The sequence below is a fragment of the Parviterribacter kavangonensis genome, assembly GCF_056863335.1.
The window spans coordinates 2,628,369-2,644,680 of record NZ_JBXPJA010000001.1 but is presented as its reverse complement, the minus strand read 5'-3'; the positions used below and the strand labels follow the sequence as shown (position 1 = coordinate 2,644,680).

The 16,312-nt window shown below is 73.0% G+C and carries 16 protein-coding genes; 7 read left to right on the top strand and 9 right to left on the bottom strand.

All coding sequences use genetic code 11. From position 1 onward, the window contains the following. The 4 genes from AC1UE4_RS13445 to AC1UE4_RS13430 form a co-directional block, all read right to left on the bottom strand. Positions 1-831: an alpha/beta fold hydrolase gene (locus tag AC1UE4_RS13445; protein ID WP_482917738.1), complete on the bottom strand. Its 831-nt coding sequence runs from the start codon at positions 829-831 to the stop codon at positions 1-3. A gap of 26 nt (positions 832-857) precedes the next feature. After that, complete coding sequence (locus AC1UE4_RS13440) at positions 858-1,826, bottom strand: alpha/beta hydrolase (protein WP_482917737.1); 969 nt, start codon at positions 1,824-1,826, stop codon at positions 858-860. Positions 1,827-1,925: 99 nt separating this feature from the next. Further along, a complete protein-coding gene (locus tag AC1UE4_RS13435) occupies positions 1,926-4,673 on the bottom strand; it encodes a helix-turn-helix transcriptional regulator (RefSeq protein ID WP_482917736.1) in 2,748 nt (915 codons plus the stop codon). Positions 4,674-4,685: 12 nt separating this feature from the next. Then, on the bottom strand, positions 4,686-5,480 hold the full coding sequence (locus tag AC1UE4_RS13430; protein ID WP_482917735.1) for an isocitrate lyase/PEP mutase family protein: 795 nt from the start codon (positions 5,478-5,480) through the stop codon (positions 4,686-4,688). A gap of 271 nt (positions 5,481-5,751) precedes the next feature. Here AC1UE4_RS13430 and AC1UE4_RS13425 point away from each other — a divergent pair, with 271 nt between their 5' ends. From AC1UE4_RS13425 to AC1UE4_RS13415, 3 genes are read left to right on the top strand one after another with little or no spacing between them, the layout of a single operon-like run. Next, a complete protein-coding gene (locus AC1UE4_RS13425) occupies positions 5,752-6,084 on the top strand; it encodes a hypothetical protein (protein ID WP_482917734.1) in 333 nt (110 codons plus the stop codon). Continuing rightward, positions 6,081-6,839 (top strand): SDR family oxidoreductase, encoded by a 759-nt coding sequence (locus AC1UE4_RS13420; RefSeq protein ID WP_482917733.1) that lies wholly within the window; start codon positions 6,081-6,083, stop codon positions 6,837-6,839. Before AC1UE4_RS13425 ends, AC1UE4_RS13420 begins: the two co-directional genes overlap by 4 nt. Then, on the top strand, positions 6,836-7,054 hold the full coding sequence (locus AC1UE4_RS13415) for a hypothetical protein (protein ID WP_482917732.1): 219 nt from the start codon (positions 6,836-6,838) through the stop codon (positions 7,052-7,054). The genes AC1UE4_RS13420 and AC1UE4_RS13415 overlap by 4 nt, the downstream gene beginning before the upstream one ends. A 14-nt stretch (positions 7,055-7,068) precedes the next feature. Here the strand turns inward: AC1UE4_RS13415 and AC1UE4_RS13410 are convergent, their stop codons facing one another. Continuing rightward, complete coding sequence (locus AC1UE4_RS13410; RefSeq protein ID WP_482917731.1) at positions 7,069-7,599, bottom strand: YceI family protein; 531 nt, start codon at positions 7,597-7,599, stop codon at positions 7,069-7,071. Positions 7,600-7,761: 162 nt separating this feature from the next. On the opposite strand from AC1UE4_RS13410, the gene AC1UE4_RS13405 reads away from it, so the two are divergent. Genes AC1UE4_RS13405 through AC1UE4_RS13395 form a run of 3 tightly spaced genes read left to right on the top strand, consistent with a single transcriptional unit; the run spans position 7,762 to position 10,954 of the window. Continuing rightward, on the top strand, positions 7,762-9,195 hold the full coding sequence (locus AC1UE4_RS13405; protein WP_482917730.1) for an MFS transporter: 1,434 nt from the start codon (positions 7,762-7,764) through the stop codon (positions 9,193-9,195). Next, positions 9,195-10,199: a saccharopine dehydrogenase NADP-binding domain-containing protein gene (locus tag AC1UE4_RS13400; protein ID WP_482917729.1), complete on the top strand. Its 1,005-nt coding sequence runs from the start codon at positions 9,195-9,197 to the stop codon at positions 10,197-10,199. The genes AC1UE4_RS13405 and AC1UE4_RS13400 overlap by 1 nt, the downstream gene beginning before the upstream one ends. Next, complete coding sequence (locus AC1UE4_RS13395) at positions 10,196-10,954, top strand: phosphatase PAP2 family protein (RefSeq protein WP_482917728.1); 759 nt, start codon at positions 10,196-10,198, stop codon at positions 10,952-10,954. The genes AC1UE4_RS13400 and AC1UE4_RS13395 overlap by 4 nt, the downstream gene beginning before the upstream one ends. Here the strand turns inward: AC1UE4_RS13395 and AC1UE4_RS13390 are convergent. From AC1UE4_RS13390 to AC1UE4_RS13380, 3 genes are all read right to left on the bottom strand, one after another. After that, positions 10,893-13,163 carry an Ig-like domain-containing protein gene (locus AC1UE4_RS13390; RefSeq protein ID WP_482917727.1) on the bottom strand — a complete coding sequence of 757 codons (2,271 nt, stop codon included), beginning with the start codon at positions 13,161-13,163 and terminating at the stop codon, positions 10,893-10,895. The genes AC1UE4_RS13395 and AC1UE4_RS13390 overlap by 62 nt on opposite strands. Before the next feature lie 69 nt (positions 13,164-13,232). Continuing rightward, on the bottom strand, positions 13,233-13,937 hold the full coding sequence (locus AC1UE4_RS13385; protein WP_482917726.1) for a helix-turn-helix transcriptional regulator: 705 nt from the start codon (positions 13,935-13,937) through the stop codon (positions 13,233-13,235). Positions 13,938-13,995: 58 nt separating this feature from the next. Continuing rightward, positions 13,996-15,393 (bottom strand): amidase, encoded by a 1,398-nt coding sequence (locus AC1UE4_RS13380; protein WP_482918244.1) that lies wholly within the window; start codon positions 15,391-15,393, stop codon positions 13,996-13,998. 265 nt (positions 15,394-15,658) lie between these two features. Here AC1UE4_RS13380 and AC1UE4_RS13375 point away from each other — a divergent pair, with 265 nt between their 5' ends. Continuing rightward, complete coding sequence (locus AC1UE4_RS13375) at positions 15,659-15,877, top strand: SIR2 family NAD-dependent protein deacylase (RefSeq protein ID WP_482917725.1); 219 nt, start codon at positions 15,659-15,661, stop codon at positions 15,875-15,877. A gap of 210 nt (positions 15,878-16,087) precedes the next feature. Here AC1UE4_RS13375 and AC1UE4_RS13370 read toward each other — a convergent pair whose 3' ends face one another. Then, positions 16,088-16,291 carry a cold-shock protein gene (locus AC1UE4_RS13370; protein ID WP_482917724.1) on the bottom strand — a complete coding sequence of 68 codons (204 nt, stop codon included), beginning with the start codon at positions 16,289-16,291 and terminating at the stop codon, positions 16,088-16,090. Between the last annotated feature and the right edge of the window lie 21 nt (positions 16,292-16,312).

Genomic DNA, 16,312 nt, shown 5'->3' with positions numbered 1-16,312 from the left:
TCACACGATCGCGGGCGACTTCTTCTCCACCCGCGGGGTCACGTGGCGCAGCGCCCAATCGAGCGCGTCGTCGGCGATCGCCTCCCAGCCGGGCGCGCCGGCCGTGAAGTGCGGGCGCCCCTTGTACTCCCTGTACTCCACGACGGCCTTCGACTTGCCGAGGCGCGTCGCGGCCTCCTTGCTCACCGACGCCGGGATCGTCTGGTCCTGGTCGTTGCCCATGACGAGCAGCGGCGCGCGGTCGTCCTTGTGGAAGTCGACCTTCGTGGGGGCATGCGGGTTGAAGTTGGCGAACGCCGCCTGGAAGATCACGCGACCGGGGGCCGGGACGTAGTAGCGCTCGTAGGCCGCCGCGGCGTCCTCGTCGTTCATCGTGTTCGTGAAGCCGCGGTGGAACTGCTTCGGCGTCAGCGGGACGGTGCCCTTGCGGCTGGACGGCTTGCGCAGAGCCGGGAGCACGGTGCGCAGCAGATCCGGCGGCAGGCGCAGCACGCCCTTGACGGGCGCCGGTGACAACGTGACGCCGGCGACGCCGAGGCCCCGGTCGAGGAGCAGCTCGGTCAGCAGGCCGCCGGTCGAGTGGCCCATGATGATCGGCGGCGTGTCGAGGCCGCGGATGATCCGGTCGTAGTGGTCGGCGACCTCGGCGAGGCCGAGCCCGTTCATGGGCGACGGGTCGCGGCGCAGGGCCTCGACCTCACCTTCCATCCGCGGCCACGGCGGCGTGATCACCTGGTGGCCGCGCTCTTCGAAGCGCGCCTTCCAGCCCTCCCAGCTGCGGGCGGTCAGCCAGAGGCCGTGGATGAGCACGATGGGCGTGTTGGTACGCATGGGGACTCCTTGGAGGTACGAGGTCGTCAGGCGGTGTGGAGGGCCCGGCGGAGGTGGTCGATGGCCTGGGCCACCGCGCCGCGTGTCGCGTTCGTCTCGCTCAGCGGGTTGAGCATCATGAAGTCGTGCGTGATGCCGTCGTAGCGCGTGGTGGTGATCGCGACGCCCGCCTCGCGCAGACGCGCGGCGTAGGCCTCGCCCTCGTCGCGCAGGACGTCGGCCTCGTCGACGATCAGCAGCGCCGGCGGCAGCCCGACGAGCATGTCCTCAGGGGCCTGCAGCGGCGAGGCGAACGGCTCGTGGCGACGCTCGCGGTCGGGGCAGTAGCAGTCCCAGAACCACGCCATCGACTTGGCGGTGAGGAAGTAGCCCTCGGCGAACTGCGCGTAGGAGCCGGTGTCCATCGACGCGTCGGTCACCGGGTAGTACATGGACTGGTGGACGAAGCGCACGTCGCCGCGCTGCTGCGCCATCAGCGCGAGCGCGGCGGTCATCCCGCCGCCGACCGAGTCGCCGGCGACCGCCATGCGCTCGGGGTCGAGCCCGTTGGCGGCGCCCTCGCGGACGATCCACTGCGCCGTGGCGTAGCCCTGCTCGATCGCGACGGGGTAGTGCGCCTCGGGCGAGCGGTCGTACTCCACGAACACGAGTGCGGCGCCCGCGCCGCACGCCAGCTCGCGGACGAGCCGGTCGTGCGTGCCGGCGTTGCCGAGCACCCAGCCGCCGCCGTGCATGTACAGGACCACCGGCAGCGTGCCCTGCACGCCGGCCGGCCGGACGATGCGCGCTCGGACGTCGCCGACCTCGGCCGGGACGGTGATCCAGCGCTCGTCGACGGCGAGCTTCTCGATGGGCGCGGCCTGGACGTCGTCGAGCACCTTCCGCGCCTCGGCGGGGGTCAGCTCGTACAGGAACGGCGGCGCGGCGGTCGCCTCGACGAACGCCTGAGAGGCGGGTTCGAGGACGACGCGAGCGAGCGTGCTGTCGGTGGCCATGCGGTGCGACTCCTTCTTGGGAAGCGGTCGATGCGGACAGCTGCCACCGTCGCGCCTGCGGGCACCGGCGCTCCTCCGTAAGACCCCCTAGTCGGTGCCCTAGGCCGGGGCCAGAGCGGCTTCCGCGAGAGCGCTGCGCAGCTCCTTGCGGGAGCTGATGCCGAGCTTCGTGAACACCTTGTGCAGGTGGTACTCGACGGTCCGCGGGCTGATGAACAGCTCGGCGCCGATCTCGGGGTTCGTGCGCCCGCTCTGCGCGAGCTGCGCCACCTGCGCCTCCTGCGGGGTGAGCGCGTCGCGCGTCTCGACGGTGAGCCTGCGGACGGTCTCGCCGGTCGCCGTCAGCTCGCGCCGGGCGCGCTCGGCGAAGGCCTCGGCGCCGATGCGGCTGAACGTGTCGTGCGCCGCGCGCAGCTGCTCGCGCGCGTCGACCCGCCGCTGCTCGCGCCGCAGCCACTCGCCGTAGCGCAGCTGCGCCCGGGCGGCGTGGACGACGCCGCGGGTGCGCCCGAGACGCTCGATCGCCTCGCGGTGGAGCGGCTCGGCCTCCGGCCCTTGGGCGAGGAGCGCGCGCGAGCCGGCCTCGGTGCCCAGGGCCCACTCCGTGCCGCTGGCCCGCGTGCGCTCGCTGAGGCGTTCGAGCGTCGCCGAGGCCGTCTTGAGCTGGTCGTTGTGCACGGCCGCCTCGATCAGCTCGGCGAACGCCCACCCGCAGGGTCCGACGTCCTCGTGCGCGCAGCTGCGCCCCGCGGCCTCGAGCGCCTCGGCGTACCTGCCGTTGCCGTTGTGCAGCAGCGCCACGGCCCACTCGAGCACGCCGAGTCCCATGCCCTCGCCCCGCGCCGTCGCCTCGCGCCGCGCGGCCTCGAGGAAGGCCAGGTTCGCCGCCTCGTCGCCGCGCCACGCGGTCAGCCACAGCCAGCCGTACTTCACCGGCGCCATGCCGGTCGCGCGGATGATCGCGTCGGTCTCCTCGATCAGCGACGTCGCCGCGCCGAAGGCGCCCGCGTGGACGTGCAGCGCGGCGCGGTACGTCGCGGCCATCGGCAGCACGCTGAGCGCTCCGGTGTCGCGCGCCACGCGCAGGCCGCCCTCGGCGAGCACGTACCAGAGCTCGTCGTCCCAGAGGTCCTGCGCGAGGCGGCACGCCAGCCAGAGCCACCGCACGTCGCGCGCGGTCAGGGCCTCGACGTCGCGGAAGGCGTCGAGCGCGCGGCGCAGCGGCTGCATGCCGGCGGCGTAGCCCTCGCTGAACCTCGTCGCCAAGCCGTCGACGAGCAGGTCGATCGCGCGCGGCGGACCGGGGGCGGCCGGTGCGGCAAGCGCCGCCTCGGCGACCTCGCGCAGGCTCGGCTCGTGCCCGAGGCGCCCGGCGAACATCCTCGCCGCCATCGCCTCGAGATGCGTCTCGCGGGCCATCCCGGCGTCGAGCGGCTCGAGCCGCCGCGCGGCGTGGAGCAGCAGCGCCGGAGCGTCGCCGCCGCGCGTGCGCGCGAACGTGATCTCCGCGCGCAGCCGTTCGGCCCGCGCCCGCTGGAGTTCATCGAGGGGCCCGAGCTCCGCTGTCCCGAGCAGCGCCTCCGCCGTCTCTGAAGCGCCCGCCTCCAGCTTCGCCTGCGCGGCCGCCAGCGCGCGTGACCCGCGCAACGCGGGATCGGGGGTGAGCTCGGTGGCCCGCTCGAGGAACGCCGCGCTGGCGGCTACGCCTCCGCGGCCCTGCGCGCGATCGGCGGAGCGCTCCAGCTCGCCGGCCACCTCCTCGTCGAGCACCGCGGCGGCGTGCGCGCGATGCCAGGCGCGACGGTCGGGGTCGGCCTCCGGATCGGTGGCCGCGGCGAGCGCGCGGTGGATCTCCTGGCGCTCCTCCGGCGACGTCGTGCGGTAGATCGCCGAGCGGACCAGCGGGTGGTGGAACCGCGCGCGGGAACCGAGCGTGAAGAGCTCCGCGGCCTCCGCCGGCGCTACCGCATCTTCGCCGACCCCGAGCTGCTGGGCGGCGCGCCAGAGCAGCGGGACGTCACCGGTGGGCTCGGCCGCGGCGATGCGCAGCAGGCGCTGCGAGTCGGACGGCAGCGCCTCGAACCGCCTCAGGAAGCTCTTCTCGATGCGTCCCGTCAGCGGCCCGCGGTCCGGAAGCCCGAACCCTCCCCCCAGCTCCGCGGGGGTCAGGCCCCGCGGCAGCTCCTGCAGCGCGAGCGGGTTGCCGCGCGTCTCCGCGACGATCCGGTCGCGGACGCGGGCGTCCAGCCGCCCGCTGATGCCGGCCGCGAGCATCGTCCGCGCGTGGTCGTCGCTGAGGCCCTCGACGGGGAGCTCCGGGAGGCCGTCGAACTCGTCGGCGTCGCTCGGCTCGCGGACGGCGAACACCATGGCGATCTGCTCGGCCAGCAGCCGGCGCGCGACGAACGCCAGTGCCTGCCGCGACGACCGGTCGAGCCACTGCGCGTCGTCGACCACGCAGGCGAGCGGCCGCTGCTCCGCCTCCTGGGCCAGCAGGCTGAGGACCGCCAGGGCGACCCGGAAGTGATCCGGTGCGCCGCCGGTCTCCAGCCCGAAGGCCTCCCGCAGCGCGTCCCGTTGCGGCGCCGGCAGCGCGTCGAGCCCGTCGAGCAGCGGGCCGCAGAGCTGATGCAGCCCGGCGAACGCCAGCTCCATCTCGGACTGCACCCCGGACGCGCGGACGACGCGCCAGCTCGACGCCTGCTCGATCGTGTGCTCGAGCAGCGCGGTCTTCCCGATGCCCGCCTCGCCGCGCAGCACCAGCACCTGGCTCTCGCCGTCGCGGACGGCGCGCAGCAGCCCGTCGAGCGTCTCGCACTCGCCGTCCCGACCGAGCAGTGCCTGCATCGGCACGCTCGGCTACGCGGCGTGCTCGCGGACTGAATCCAGCCGCTCCTTGAAGCGGCCCATCGCCTCGTGGAAGAGCAGGTGGCCCCAGCTGATGCGCGCGACGCCGATCTCGGCCAGCTCGGCGAGCGACGGCGCCTGCGGGAGGCGGACGACGTTCACGGGGCCCTCGACGTTCGCGGTGAAGGTGCGCAGGGCGGATGGCTCCCACAGGGTGATCGGGTAGACGCAGTCGACGCCGGCCTCGCGGTAGGCGTGCGCGCGCCGCACGGCGTCGGGGACGAGCTCGTCCTGGGTTCCGGGACCCGCGCCCGCGAGGAACGGGTGGAGGAAGACGTCGATGCGGGCGTTGAGGACGAGCGGGTAGTCCGCGTCGTCCGCTGCGCGGCGAACGCCTCTCAGCCAGTCCGCGTGACGGTCGGGGTCCTTGAGCCGGCCGGCGCGGTAGTCGCTGTCCTCGAGGTTGCAGCCGGCGGCCCCGGCATGGCGCAGCGCGGCGACGAGCTCGGCCGGCTCCATGCCGTACCCGGCCTCGGCATCGATGGTCACCGGGACGTCGATCTTGTCGGCGATGCGCGCGGCCGCGGCGAGCATCTCGTCGCCCGGCGCGCCCTCGTGGTCTTCGTAGCCGAGCGCGGCGGCGACGCCGGCGCTGGTCGTCGCGACCACGGGGAACCCGGCGGCGACGACGGCTCGCGCGGTCGCCACGTCCCAGGCGTTCGGGAGGAGGAGGGGGTCGCCGGGGCGGTGCAGCGAGCGCAGCAGATCGCAGCGGCTCTGCAGGTCGGCGGTCGGCGTGGTGGTCATGCGCCAACGCTACGCCTGCCGGGCGCGCCGCGTCGGTGGGGAATGCCCTACTTCTGCGTCGCGGGGGCGCCGGCCAGCGGCGCGTGCGGCGACGGGCCCTCGTGGCGAACCGGGGTGATCTTCGAGTCGGTCATCTTGCTCGTTAGCGTCCTCGACCGGCATGGATCTTTCGTCAGGGAAACACCCTGGTCATGGTCCCCGGTCTCTACTAGGGACCCGACGCGGGATCTGCCCTGAAGAGAGCGCGGGTGGGGCGGAGGAAGGTTGCGGCATGACCTCCACCGAGCCGTATCCCACCTTCAGCGAGACGCTCCGGGACACCATCCCGGTCGTCGACGTCATCCCCGTGGCCGGGCCGCCCGCGATCTTCGTGCTCGCTCCGTGGCTCTTCCTCGTCCTTCTCTTCATCGGGCCGTTCTCCGTCGTCGTCGCGGTGAGCCTCGTCTTCGTCGCGCTGGCGGTGATCGTCGCGGCGATCGCCGCGGTCGTCGCGGCGCCCTTCGTGATCGTTCGTCACCTGGCCGCGCACGTGCGGGCGCACGAGTGGCATTTCCACCGGTCCTCGCGCCGGGTGCCCGTTGCGCGCGTGGGAGCGACGTCATGAGGATCGTGGTCATCGGCGGCACCGGCCGCGTCGGTCACAACGTCGTCAGCCGGCTGAGCGAGCAGGGCCACGATGCGGTCGCGGCGGCGCCCAGCACCGGCGTGGACACCATCACCGGCGATGGCCTCGCCAAGGTGATGGCGGGCACCGACGTCGTCGTCGACGTCGCGAACGCTCCCAACTGGGAGGACGACGCCGTGCTCGAGTTCTTCAGGACCTCGTCACGGAACGTGCTGGCCGCGGAACGCGCCGCCGGCGTCGGGCACCACGTCGCGGTGTCGATCGTGGGCGCCGACCGCCTGCCCCGCAGCGGCTACCTCCGCGCGAAGGTCGCGCAGGAGGCCGAGATCGAGGCGGGGCGGGTTCCGTACACCATCCTGCGCTCCACGCAGTTCTTCGAGTTCCTCCCGCAGACCGTCGAGGCGGGCGCCGATGGCGGGAACGTGCGGCTCCCGACCGGGCTGATGCAGCCCGTCGCGTCCGACGACGTCGCGGCCACCGTCGCGGAGCTCGCCGTCGGCCCGCCTGTCGGTGTGGTCGAGCTCGGGGGCCCGGAGAGGCTGGGCATCGACGACTGGGCGCGCCGCCTGTTCGCGGCGACCGGCGACGCGCGGACGGTCGTCTCCGATCCGCACGCGGAGTACTTCGGCACCGAGCTGCACGGCGGCGAGCTGACGACGGGCGCCGGCGCCCGCATCGGAGCGGTCGACTTCGACACCTGGTTCGCGACGCACATGCAGGGAGCAGGACGATGAACGAGATCCGCACGATCGTCACGGGCCCCGAAGAGGCCTACGACAACGAGGCCGAGCTCTGGTGCGGCCACGAGCTCATGGCGGTGACGGTCCTGTACGAAGGCCGCCTGCACCTGCAGATCGACCCGCGGCCCGACGGCTCGCCGTGGCTGGCGGACGTCGAGACCCTGGCGAGCGCGCTGGCCGAGGCCGGCCAGCGGCTCGCCGCGTACTGACGCCGGTCGCCCGATCACCCGGCGTCGCGCACCAGGCGGCCGGTGACGGTCAGCTTGCTCGACGCCCGGACCATGCGCAGCATGTTCCACGTCATGCCGAGCTGCCTGCGATCGACGTGCGTCGTGGCCTTGAGCTCGAGCTCGTCGCCGGCGCGCCGGAGCGTCGCCTGCAGCTCCAGCGGCACGCTGCTGCCGCGGGCACGCAGGCGGCCCCGGACGTGCAGCTCGTCGCCCCGGAGCGCGGCGCTCTCGGAGACGAACCGCACGTACGGGTGATCCTCGGCGTCGAAGAAGTCGGCCGAGCGAAGATGCGCGTCGCGCTTCTCGTGCGCGGTGTCGAGGCTGTCGGCCTCGATGGTGAGCTCGATCGCCGGCCGGGCGGTCAGGTCGAGCGTGCCGTGGTACCGGCGGAAACGGCCCGTGACGGTCGTCATGCCCCAGAAGCTCTTGGCGTGGAACTCGATCGTCGACCGGGCGGGATCGATCCGCCAGCGGGTCGTGTCGATGGTGGGCCCCTCGACGGCGCCGGCCGTGTGCGTGGTCATGTGACGTTCTCCCAGTGGGCGTAGTGCGGTTGCTCACTGGGTGACACGGTTGCGGCCCGCGCCGTGACAGGCGCAGCTGTGTGACGTACGTCCGCGATGTCACATGCCCGGCTCGCGCAGCGTCCTTCTGGGGTGACCCCTTCCGACCCCAAGGAGACCACGATGGACCGAAAGTGGTGGACCCTGATCGCCGTCTGCACGGGCGTCTTCATGCTCCTGCTGGACCTCACGATCGTGAACGTCGCCCTGCCGGACATCCAGCGCGCGTTCGGCGCGTCGCTGACGGATCTGCAGTGGACGATCGACGCCTATGCGCTGACGCTCGCGGCGTTCCTGCTGACCGCCGGATCGCTGGCCGATCTGCTCGGCCGGCGCCTGTTCTTCGCGATAGGCCTCTCGATCTTCACCGCCGGCTCGTTCGCGTGCGGCCTGGCCGATGGACCCGGGTTCCTCGTCGCCGCGCGTGCCGGCCAGGGCGTCGGCGGGGCGATCATGTTCGCCACGTCGCTGGCGCTCATCGCGCAGGCCTTCGACGGCCGCGACCGGGCCGTCGCCTTCGCGGCGCTCGGCGCGGTCACCGGCATGGGCGCCGCCATCGGCCCCGTCCTGGGTGGCGCTCTGACCAGCGGCCTGTCATGGCGCTGGATCTTCTTCGTCAACATCCCGGTCGGCGCCATCGCGCTGCTGCTCACGCTCACCCGGATCGAGGAGTCGCGCAACCCGTTCGCCAAGCGGCCCGACCTCCTCGGCTTCCTGACGTTCAGCGGCGGGCTCGCGGGGCTCGTCTTCGGGCTGATCCGCAGCGAGCCCGACGGCTGGGGCTCGACGACGGTCGTCGCGTCGCTGTCGATCGCGGTCGTGCTGCTCGCCGCCTTCGTCGTCGTCGAGCGGCTGCAGCGAGAGCCGATGTTCGACCTCACGCTGCTGCGCAAGCCCACCTTCGGCGGGGGGCTGCTGGCGGCCCTGGCGGTCAACGGCTCGATCGTCTCGGTGATCACGTACATCGTCATCTACTTCCAGCAGACGCTCGGCCTGTCGGCCTCGCAGACCGGTGTGCGGTTCCTGCCGCTGACCGGCGCGATCTTCGTGGCGTCGGCGATCGCCGGGCGTGCGAGCGAGCGCGTGCCGGCGCGCGCGATGATCGCTCCGGGCTTCGTGCTGATCGGCGCCGGGATGCTGCTCATGCGCGGCCTGACGGTGGAGTCCGAGTGGACGCACCTGCTGACCGGGATGATCGTCGCGGGCGCCGGCGCCGGCTTCGTCAACGTGCCGCTCGCGGCGACGGCCATCGGCATCGTCGAGCCGGCGCGCGCCGGCATGGCGTCCGGCGTGAACAACACGTTCCGCCAGGTCGGCACGGCGACCGGCGTCGCGGCGCTCGGCACGATCTTCGCCGGGCATCTGCATGTCGCGACGCGCGCGCAGCTCCACGCCGGGACCGTCGATGGGCTGAACGAGATCCTGCTCGTCGGTGCCGTCACGGCGTTCGTTGCCGCGGTCGCGACGTTCGTGCTCGTCCGCCAGCGCGACTTCGTCGATCCCGCCGCGTCCCGGGTGTCGCCGGCGGCGCCCCAGCCGGCCTCGGTGGCGGCGTGATGCGGGTCGCGGTCTACGGGGCGAACGGTCACACCGCGAAGCAGGTGCTGACCGAGCTGCGGCGGCACGGGGTCGCGCCCGTGCTCGTCGGGCGGGATCGCTCGCGACTCGAGCGCGTGGCCGACGGCGACGACGTGCGGGTCGCGGCGCTTGACGATCGGAGGGCGCTGCACAGCAGCCTGGAGGGAGCGCGCGCGGTCATCAACTGCGCGGGCCCCTTCGAGCTGAGCGCCGAGCCGGTGGCGTCGGCGGCGATCGCGAACGGGACGCACTACCTCGACTTCACGGCCGAGCAGGCGCCGGTGATCGCGCTCGGTGAGCGCCTGGACACGGCCGCGAAGGAGGCCGGGGTGGCGCTCGTCCCCGCGGTCGGCTTCTACGGCGGGCTCGGCGATCTGCTGGCCTCGCTGACCGCCGAGGGGCTGAAGAGCCCGGTCGAGGTCACGCTTGCGTACGCCGTTCAGAACTGGCTCCTGACGAAGCAGTCACGCGCGACCGCGGCGCTCATGGCCGGCCGCCGGTGGGTGCGCCGCGACGGCGACGTCGCGCTCACGGTCGGCGAGCCCCGGTTCGGCACCTTCGCCTACCCCGAGCCGCTCGGCGTGCAGCCGGTGATGGAGGACTACCCGCTGCCCGAGGCCTTGACGGTGTCGCGCCACATCGACGCGCCCACCGTCCGGCTCGTCATGACCGCTGCGACCGTCCGCGAGGTCTTCAGCCCCGACGCGCCCTCGTCCGATCGCGTGAGCGACTCGGAGCGGGCGGAGTCGCGCTTCACCGTCGTGGCAGTCGTGCGCGACGGTGAGCTCGAGCGGCGGACGGTCGCAACCGGTCGCGACATCTACGGGATCACGGCGCCGATGATCGTCGACGCCACGCGGGCGCTGTTCAACACTGGCCGGAGCGGCGTGCTGGCACTCAGCGAGGTGGTGCCGCCGGCGTACCTAATCGGTCGCCTCGGCCGAACGCACGGGCTCGCGATCCGGCGCGAGCCGACGTCATGAGCGATGCGGTCGCAGCTTCTCCTTGGCGCTCCAGCTGGCGCCACCAGCTGGCCATGTTCGGCGCCGCGTACGTCGTCTACAACGCCGCGCGCTGGTTGTTCGCGGGCGACTTGGCTGCGGCCCGGGCGCACGCGCGGTGGATCGTGGACCTCGAGCGATCGGCCGGCATGTCCGTCGAGGGCTCGGTGCAGCGCGCGCTCGACTCGGCCGCGGTGGCGTGGCTGGCCGGCAACGTCTACCTCGCGGCGCAGCTCGTGGTCGTGCCCGCGGCCCTCGTGTGGCTGTACCGCCGCGCCCCGCGGGTGTACCGGGCGCTGCGCAACACCCTGCTCGCCACCTGGTTGCTCGCGGTGCCGATCTTCGCGCTCTTCCCGGTGGCGCCGCCCCGGCTGGCCGGGATCGGCATCGCCGACACCGTCAGCAGGCACGCGCCGGTCGCCCTGAGCGGCCGCTCGACCGTCTTCTACAACCAGCTGGCGGCCGTGCCGAGCCTGCATGTGGGCTTCGCCACCGCGGTCGGTGTCGCGATCGCGGTCGCCGCGCGGCGCTGGTGGACCAGGGCGCTGGCCCTCGCCTGGGGGCCGGTCGTCGCGATCGCGGTGGTCGCCACCGGCAACCACTACCTCTTCGACGTCGGCGCGGGTCTCGTCGTGACGGCGGCCGGTTCCGTGATCGGCATCTTCGGCCGATGGCCTAGCGGCGGACGCTCAGACGGCGCGTGGCGCGGGCCGTTCGCGTGTCGGCTCGCGCGGTGACGACGACCTCGACGCGCAGGCGCGTCTTGCGGGTGCGCAGCGCGCGGGCGAGGCGCCGGCGAGCCGTGCGGTTGAGCGTGAGGCGCAGGGTCGTTCGCTTCCCGGCGGTGGCGGTGACGACGGCGGTGCGGAGCCTCAGCCGCGCCTTCTTGGATAGCCGGACGGTTGCCGTGGCGCTGACCCGGCACGTCGCGCTGCACGAGGCGCTCAGCGTGATCGCGGGGCGGCGCCGCACGGCGAGCGGGCGTTGGGGCGACTTCGCCGACACGCGGACGGTGAGCGGCGTGAGGAGCGGGTCGTTCGTTCCCGTTCCGGTGCCCGTCCCCGTTCCCGTGCCGGTGCCCGTCCCGGTTCCGCCAGCCGGATCCGTGCCGGTCGCCGGGGGCGTCGTCGTGTCGACCGTGAACGACCGCTGCGCCGGCGTGGCGTCGACGTTGCCGTCGAGGTCGGTCGCGCGTGCGGAGACCGTGTGCGCGCCGTCCGCCAGAGGCGTCGCGATGGTGAACGTCGGATCGCACGCCGCGAACGCGCCGTCGTCGACCTTGCACTCGAAGCGCGCGCCCGGATCGGATGCGAGCGTGAACTCCGGCGTCGGGTCGTTCGTGGTGCCGTCGGGGCCGGCGGTGAACGCGGTCTCCGGCGGGTTGCGGTCCTTCGAGACGTGGGAAAGGAGGCCGCTCGAGGTGTCACGCGCGTAGACGTCGCGTGTGGCGTCGCCGTCGGTGGGCAACAGGCTCGCGTTCGTCTCGAAGACGATCCGCGTGGTGAGGGCGGGGAAGGCGGCGAAGCGGAAGGCCGTGTACGTGGACGGCGTAGCGGTGGATCGCAGCGACGTCGTCGCCGCTGCCGGCTGGCGCTCGTAGATGTCGGGGCTCGCGTCGGTGTCGCCACCCGCGAGGCCCTCGTCCGTCGTGAAGAGCACACGTCCGCCGTCGCTGGAGGCGGCGTTGAACGTGGCGTCGAAGAGGCCGTCGAGGACGTTGTCGCCGTCGGTGCTCACGAGAGCCGTCGTGGCGGCCGTGAGATCGCGCTGGTAGACGTCGAGGTGCCCGCCGTCGCTGTCGCCGCCGGCGCCGGACACGAGCTGCTCGACCGTGTCGAAGAGCACCTTCGTGCCGTCGGCGGAGCTCGCGCGGAACGTGGCGGGGACGGAGCCGTTCGTCACGCCCGAGGCCTTGCGCGAAACGTGCTGCGTGGTCGCGCCCTTGCGCGAGTAGACGTCCTGCCCGGTGTCGAGATCGGTCGCCGTGACGAGCGCCTCGTCGGTGTGGAAGAACGTCGTCGCCTCGTCGCCGCTGAGGCCCGCGAACGTCGCGCTCGCGTTGCCGTCGCCCCCGTTCGGCCCGAGCGACAACCGCGTCGTCGTCCCGCCCGCGCGCACGAACACATCGGACCTGCTGTCGCCGTCGTCCGCGGTCAGCTTGTCCGCGCTCGAGAACCAGATGCTGTTGCCGTCCGCCGACATCGCGCCGAACGTCGCGGGGTTGAGCCCGTCGTCGTTCGTCCCAACGGACACCTGCGTCGGCGTGGCGCCGCCCAGCGTGTTGACGTACACGTCCGGCACCGAGTCGGTGTCGCCGGCCACCATGTCGTCGATCGTCGTCCACGCGACCTTGCCGGCGTTCGGTGTCGCCGCCTTGAAGTCGACGTCGGTCCCTTGGGTCTCCTGCGGCGCGCCCGAGACCCGCCAGAAGTTGCCGTCGGCGGCGCGGGCGTGGATGTCGACGGCGTTGTCGATGTCCGCCGCCGGGATGAGCTGCTCCGCCGTGGAGAAGATGAGGTACTGGCCGTCGTCGGACGCGGCGTCGAAGATCGCGTCGTGCGCGCCGTTGCCGCCGACGATCCCGTACGAGAAGCGCGTCGGGACCCCGGCGACGAGCCGGTAGATGTCGAGCGCGCTGTCCGTGTCGTCGGCCGTCAGCCGCTCGCGCGTGCTGAGCCAGACGACGCTCGCGTCGGTGCTGACGCCGACGACGTCCACGCCCTGCGGCGCTCCGCTGACCGGTGAGGGGGAGACGAGCGAGAGCAGCCCGCCGAAGCCCGACGACCACTGGTACACGTCGAGCGTCCCGTCGGTGTCGTCCGCCGTCAGCCGGTCGGCCGTCGCGAAGTACTGCAGTCCGCCCGACGGCGTCGCGACGCGCCAGCTCGCGTCCGCAGCGTGAGCGGGAGCCGCGAGGCCGAGCGCCGCCAGGGCGGTGACCAGCACGGTGCGGATCCGATGGGCGCCCGACAAGGCACGACCATAACCGAGTGCGACGAGCGCCCGGGCGACCTGTCACAGCAGGCCGCGGCGCGCCGCGAGGACGGCGGCATGGGCGCGGTTGCGCGCCTCGAGCTTCGTGAGGACGTGCTCGACGTGCGTCGCGACGGTCCGGCGTGCGACGACGAGCTCGTCGGCGATCTCCGCGTTCGACAGCCCGGCCGCGACGAGCCGCAGGATCTCGACCTCGCGCTCGGACAGGCCGGCGTCAGCGCGCATCGCCTGCGCGACCGCCAACGCGGCGAACGACGGGCGTAGGAGGTCCAGCGACGTCCGCGCCTCGTCGGGCAGCTCGCGCGAGACGACGCTCAGATGGACCGCGCCGACCTGAGCGCCCGCGTCGTCGAGCAGGCAGACCGACGTCCCCTCGCCGTACCCGGCCGGGACGAACCAGTGCCGGGCGCTGTCGTGGTGGCGGTAGTGGGGGACGTCGCGCCACGACAGCACCTCGTCCGGGTGCGAGCGGGCGATCCGCCAGCCGGCGTCCCGCTCGACGAACTGGCCCAGCAGGTACGCGACGAGCTGGGGGGAGTACCCGCGGCTGGCGACGAGCGCATGACGCCCGGTCGCGCGGTCGATCCACGTCACCGCGGCCGCTTCGTGGGGCACCACGCCGGCGAGGCCGCGCAGGACCGCGGCCGCGCGCTCGGACGGCGCGGCCGCCGGGTCGCACAGGACGGCGAGCCCGGCGACGGTCTGGTGGCGCTCGTGGTGGTTCACGGTCGCTCCCGGCGAACAGGAGCGACGGTACCAGCGGCGTCGCGCGCCGCATCACGGCTCAGAGGGCGGGCTTGTGATCCCCCCAGGGTCGCACGGCCTCGAGGCACGCCGCGGCGCGCAGGACGTCGGCGTCGCCGTGCAGCTTGCCCGCGATCTGCAGCCCGACGGGGCGGCCGTCCGGCGTGAAGCCGGCCGGGATCGTGATCGCCGGGACGCCGAGCATGTTGTACGGGTACGTGAGCAGCCAGCCGAGCAGCTCCCGGCTCAGCGGCTCGCCGTCGAGCCACGTCGGGGCGAACTGCTCGTGCGGGAACGCGGCCGACGCGAGCGTCGGCGACACGAGCAGGTCGACGTCCTCCATGAACGCCGCGAACGTGTCCCACATGTGCCCGCGGAACGAGTCGGCGCGGCCGATGTCGACGGCGGTGAGCTTCTCGGCCTGGTGCATGAGGTCGATGAGCCGATCGTCGACCTGCCCGTGCAGCGAGTCCCAGTCGAGGAGGTCGTGCTCGGACGCGAAGCCCGGGACCCAGATCCCGTGCCACATCGCCTCCTCCGGGTTCTCCCACGGCGGCGTCGCTTCGGTCAGCTCCGCGCCGAGCGACCCGAACGCCCCGAAGGCCGCGCGGGCGATCATGTCGACCTCGGGATCGACCTGCGTCGGCAGGCCCATGTCGGCGGAGTAGGCGATCCGCAGGCCGCGGACGTCGCCCTCCATCGCGTGGCGGAACGGGATGACCGGGTCGGGCAGCGTCTGGGGGTCGCTCATGCTGCGGCCCGCGAGCACGTCGAGCATGAGCGCGTTGTCGTCGACGGTGCGCGTGATGGGGCCGTGGTAGGCCCAGTTGTAGAACCGGCCCTCGAGCACGGTCTGCGGGATGCGCCCGATCGACGGCTTCAACCCGACGACGCCGCACATAGCCGACGGGATCCGGACCGAGCCGGCGCCGTCGGAGCCCTCGGCCAGCTGACCGAGGCCGGCGGCGACGGCGGCCGCGGCGCCGCCGCTCGACCCGCCGGCCGTGTGGCCGCGCTTCCACGGGTTGTGCGTCGGGCCGAACAGGTGGTTGTCGGTGCCGCCGTAGTAGCCGCTCTCGGGCGTGTTCGTCTTCCCGAGGAACAGCCCGCCGGCCTCCCGCAGGCGCGTGACGACGGCGGCGTCGGTCTCGGCGACGTTGTCCTTCAGCGGCACCATCCCGAACGTCAGCGGCAGCCCCTTGACCGCCGTCAGGTCCTTGATCGTGAACGGCACGCCGTGGATCAGCCCGAGCGACGCACTGCCGCGTTGCTTGCGCTCGAGCTCCTTCGCGTCGGCCCGCACCTGATCGGGGTCGAAGTGGATGATCGCGTTGATCTTCGGGTTCACCCGCTCGACGCGATCGATGACGGCGTCGGCGATCTCGACGGGCGACAGGCGGCCCTCGCGCACGGCGCGCGCGAGTTCGGTCGCCGGCATGAAGCAGAGCTCGTCGGCGCCGCGGGCGGCCGGCCGCTCGACCTCCGAGCGGCGAGGGGCGGTGGTGGTCTCGGCGGACATGCCGCGACGGTACGTCCGAGCCCGCCAAGGCCGCCATCGGTCATATGACCGACCGGCCGCATGTCGTCAGCGCATCGAACGTTCGTCCGGAACGCCAGGAGGGGGACTGCGTGGCCGCAAGACCGGGGGAAGCGCGCCGTTGGAGCCCTGCCTGTCTGTCGGCTCACGGAGGATGTCGAACCCCATGCCCCCCACACCCCTGGTCAGCTGCACCCACTGCCACCGCGAGTGGTACAGCGAGACGATGCTCGAAGGCCTCGCGCGGCTGGGCGCCTGCCCTCGCTGCGGCGGCGAGCTGCGCTTCGAGCGCGTTCCCCGCTCCCGGCCGGCCGAGCACGAGCGGTTCCTGCGGCGCGAGCCGCATCTGGTCCTCGGGCGCCCGCGCGGGCGGGCACGGGAGTGAAACGAAGACCGGCGGCCCATCGTGGGCCGCCGGTCGAGTTTCGTCTGCGTCGCGCGTGCTAGCGCGAGGCGAGCGCGCCGCCGCAGCTGGGGCAGGTCGACCGGTGTTCCACTCGGTCGCGATCCCACAGCCGCAGGCAGCTACGGCAGATCATGCGGAGCATCCTGTGCTCCTCCTTGTGTGCGCGCAGTGTCCGCGCGCTGCGTCGACCTAGATGGTCGTGACGTTGACGGCCTTCGGCCCCTTGTCACCGGCTTCGGCGTCGTAGCTGACGCGCGCACCCTCGGGCAGCGACTTGAAGCCGCTGGCGTTGATGCCGGTGTGGTGGACGAACAGGTCCTTGCCTGACTCGTCGGGGGTGATGAAGCCGAAGCCCTTGTCGTCGTTGAACCACTTGACGGTTCCAGTCGCCATGTGAGCGATCTCCTGTGTGCG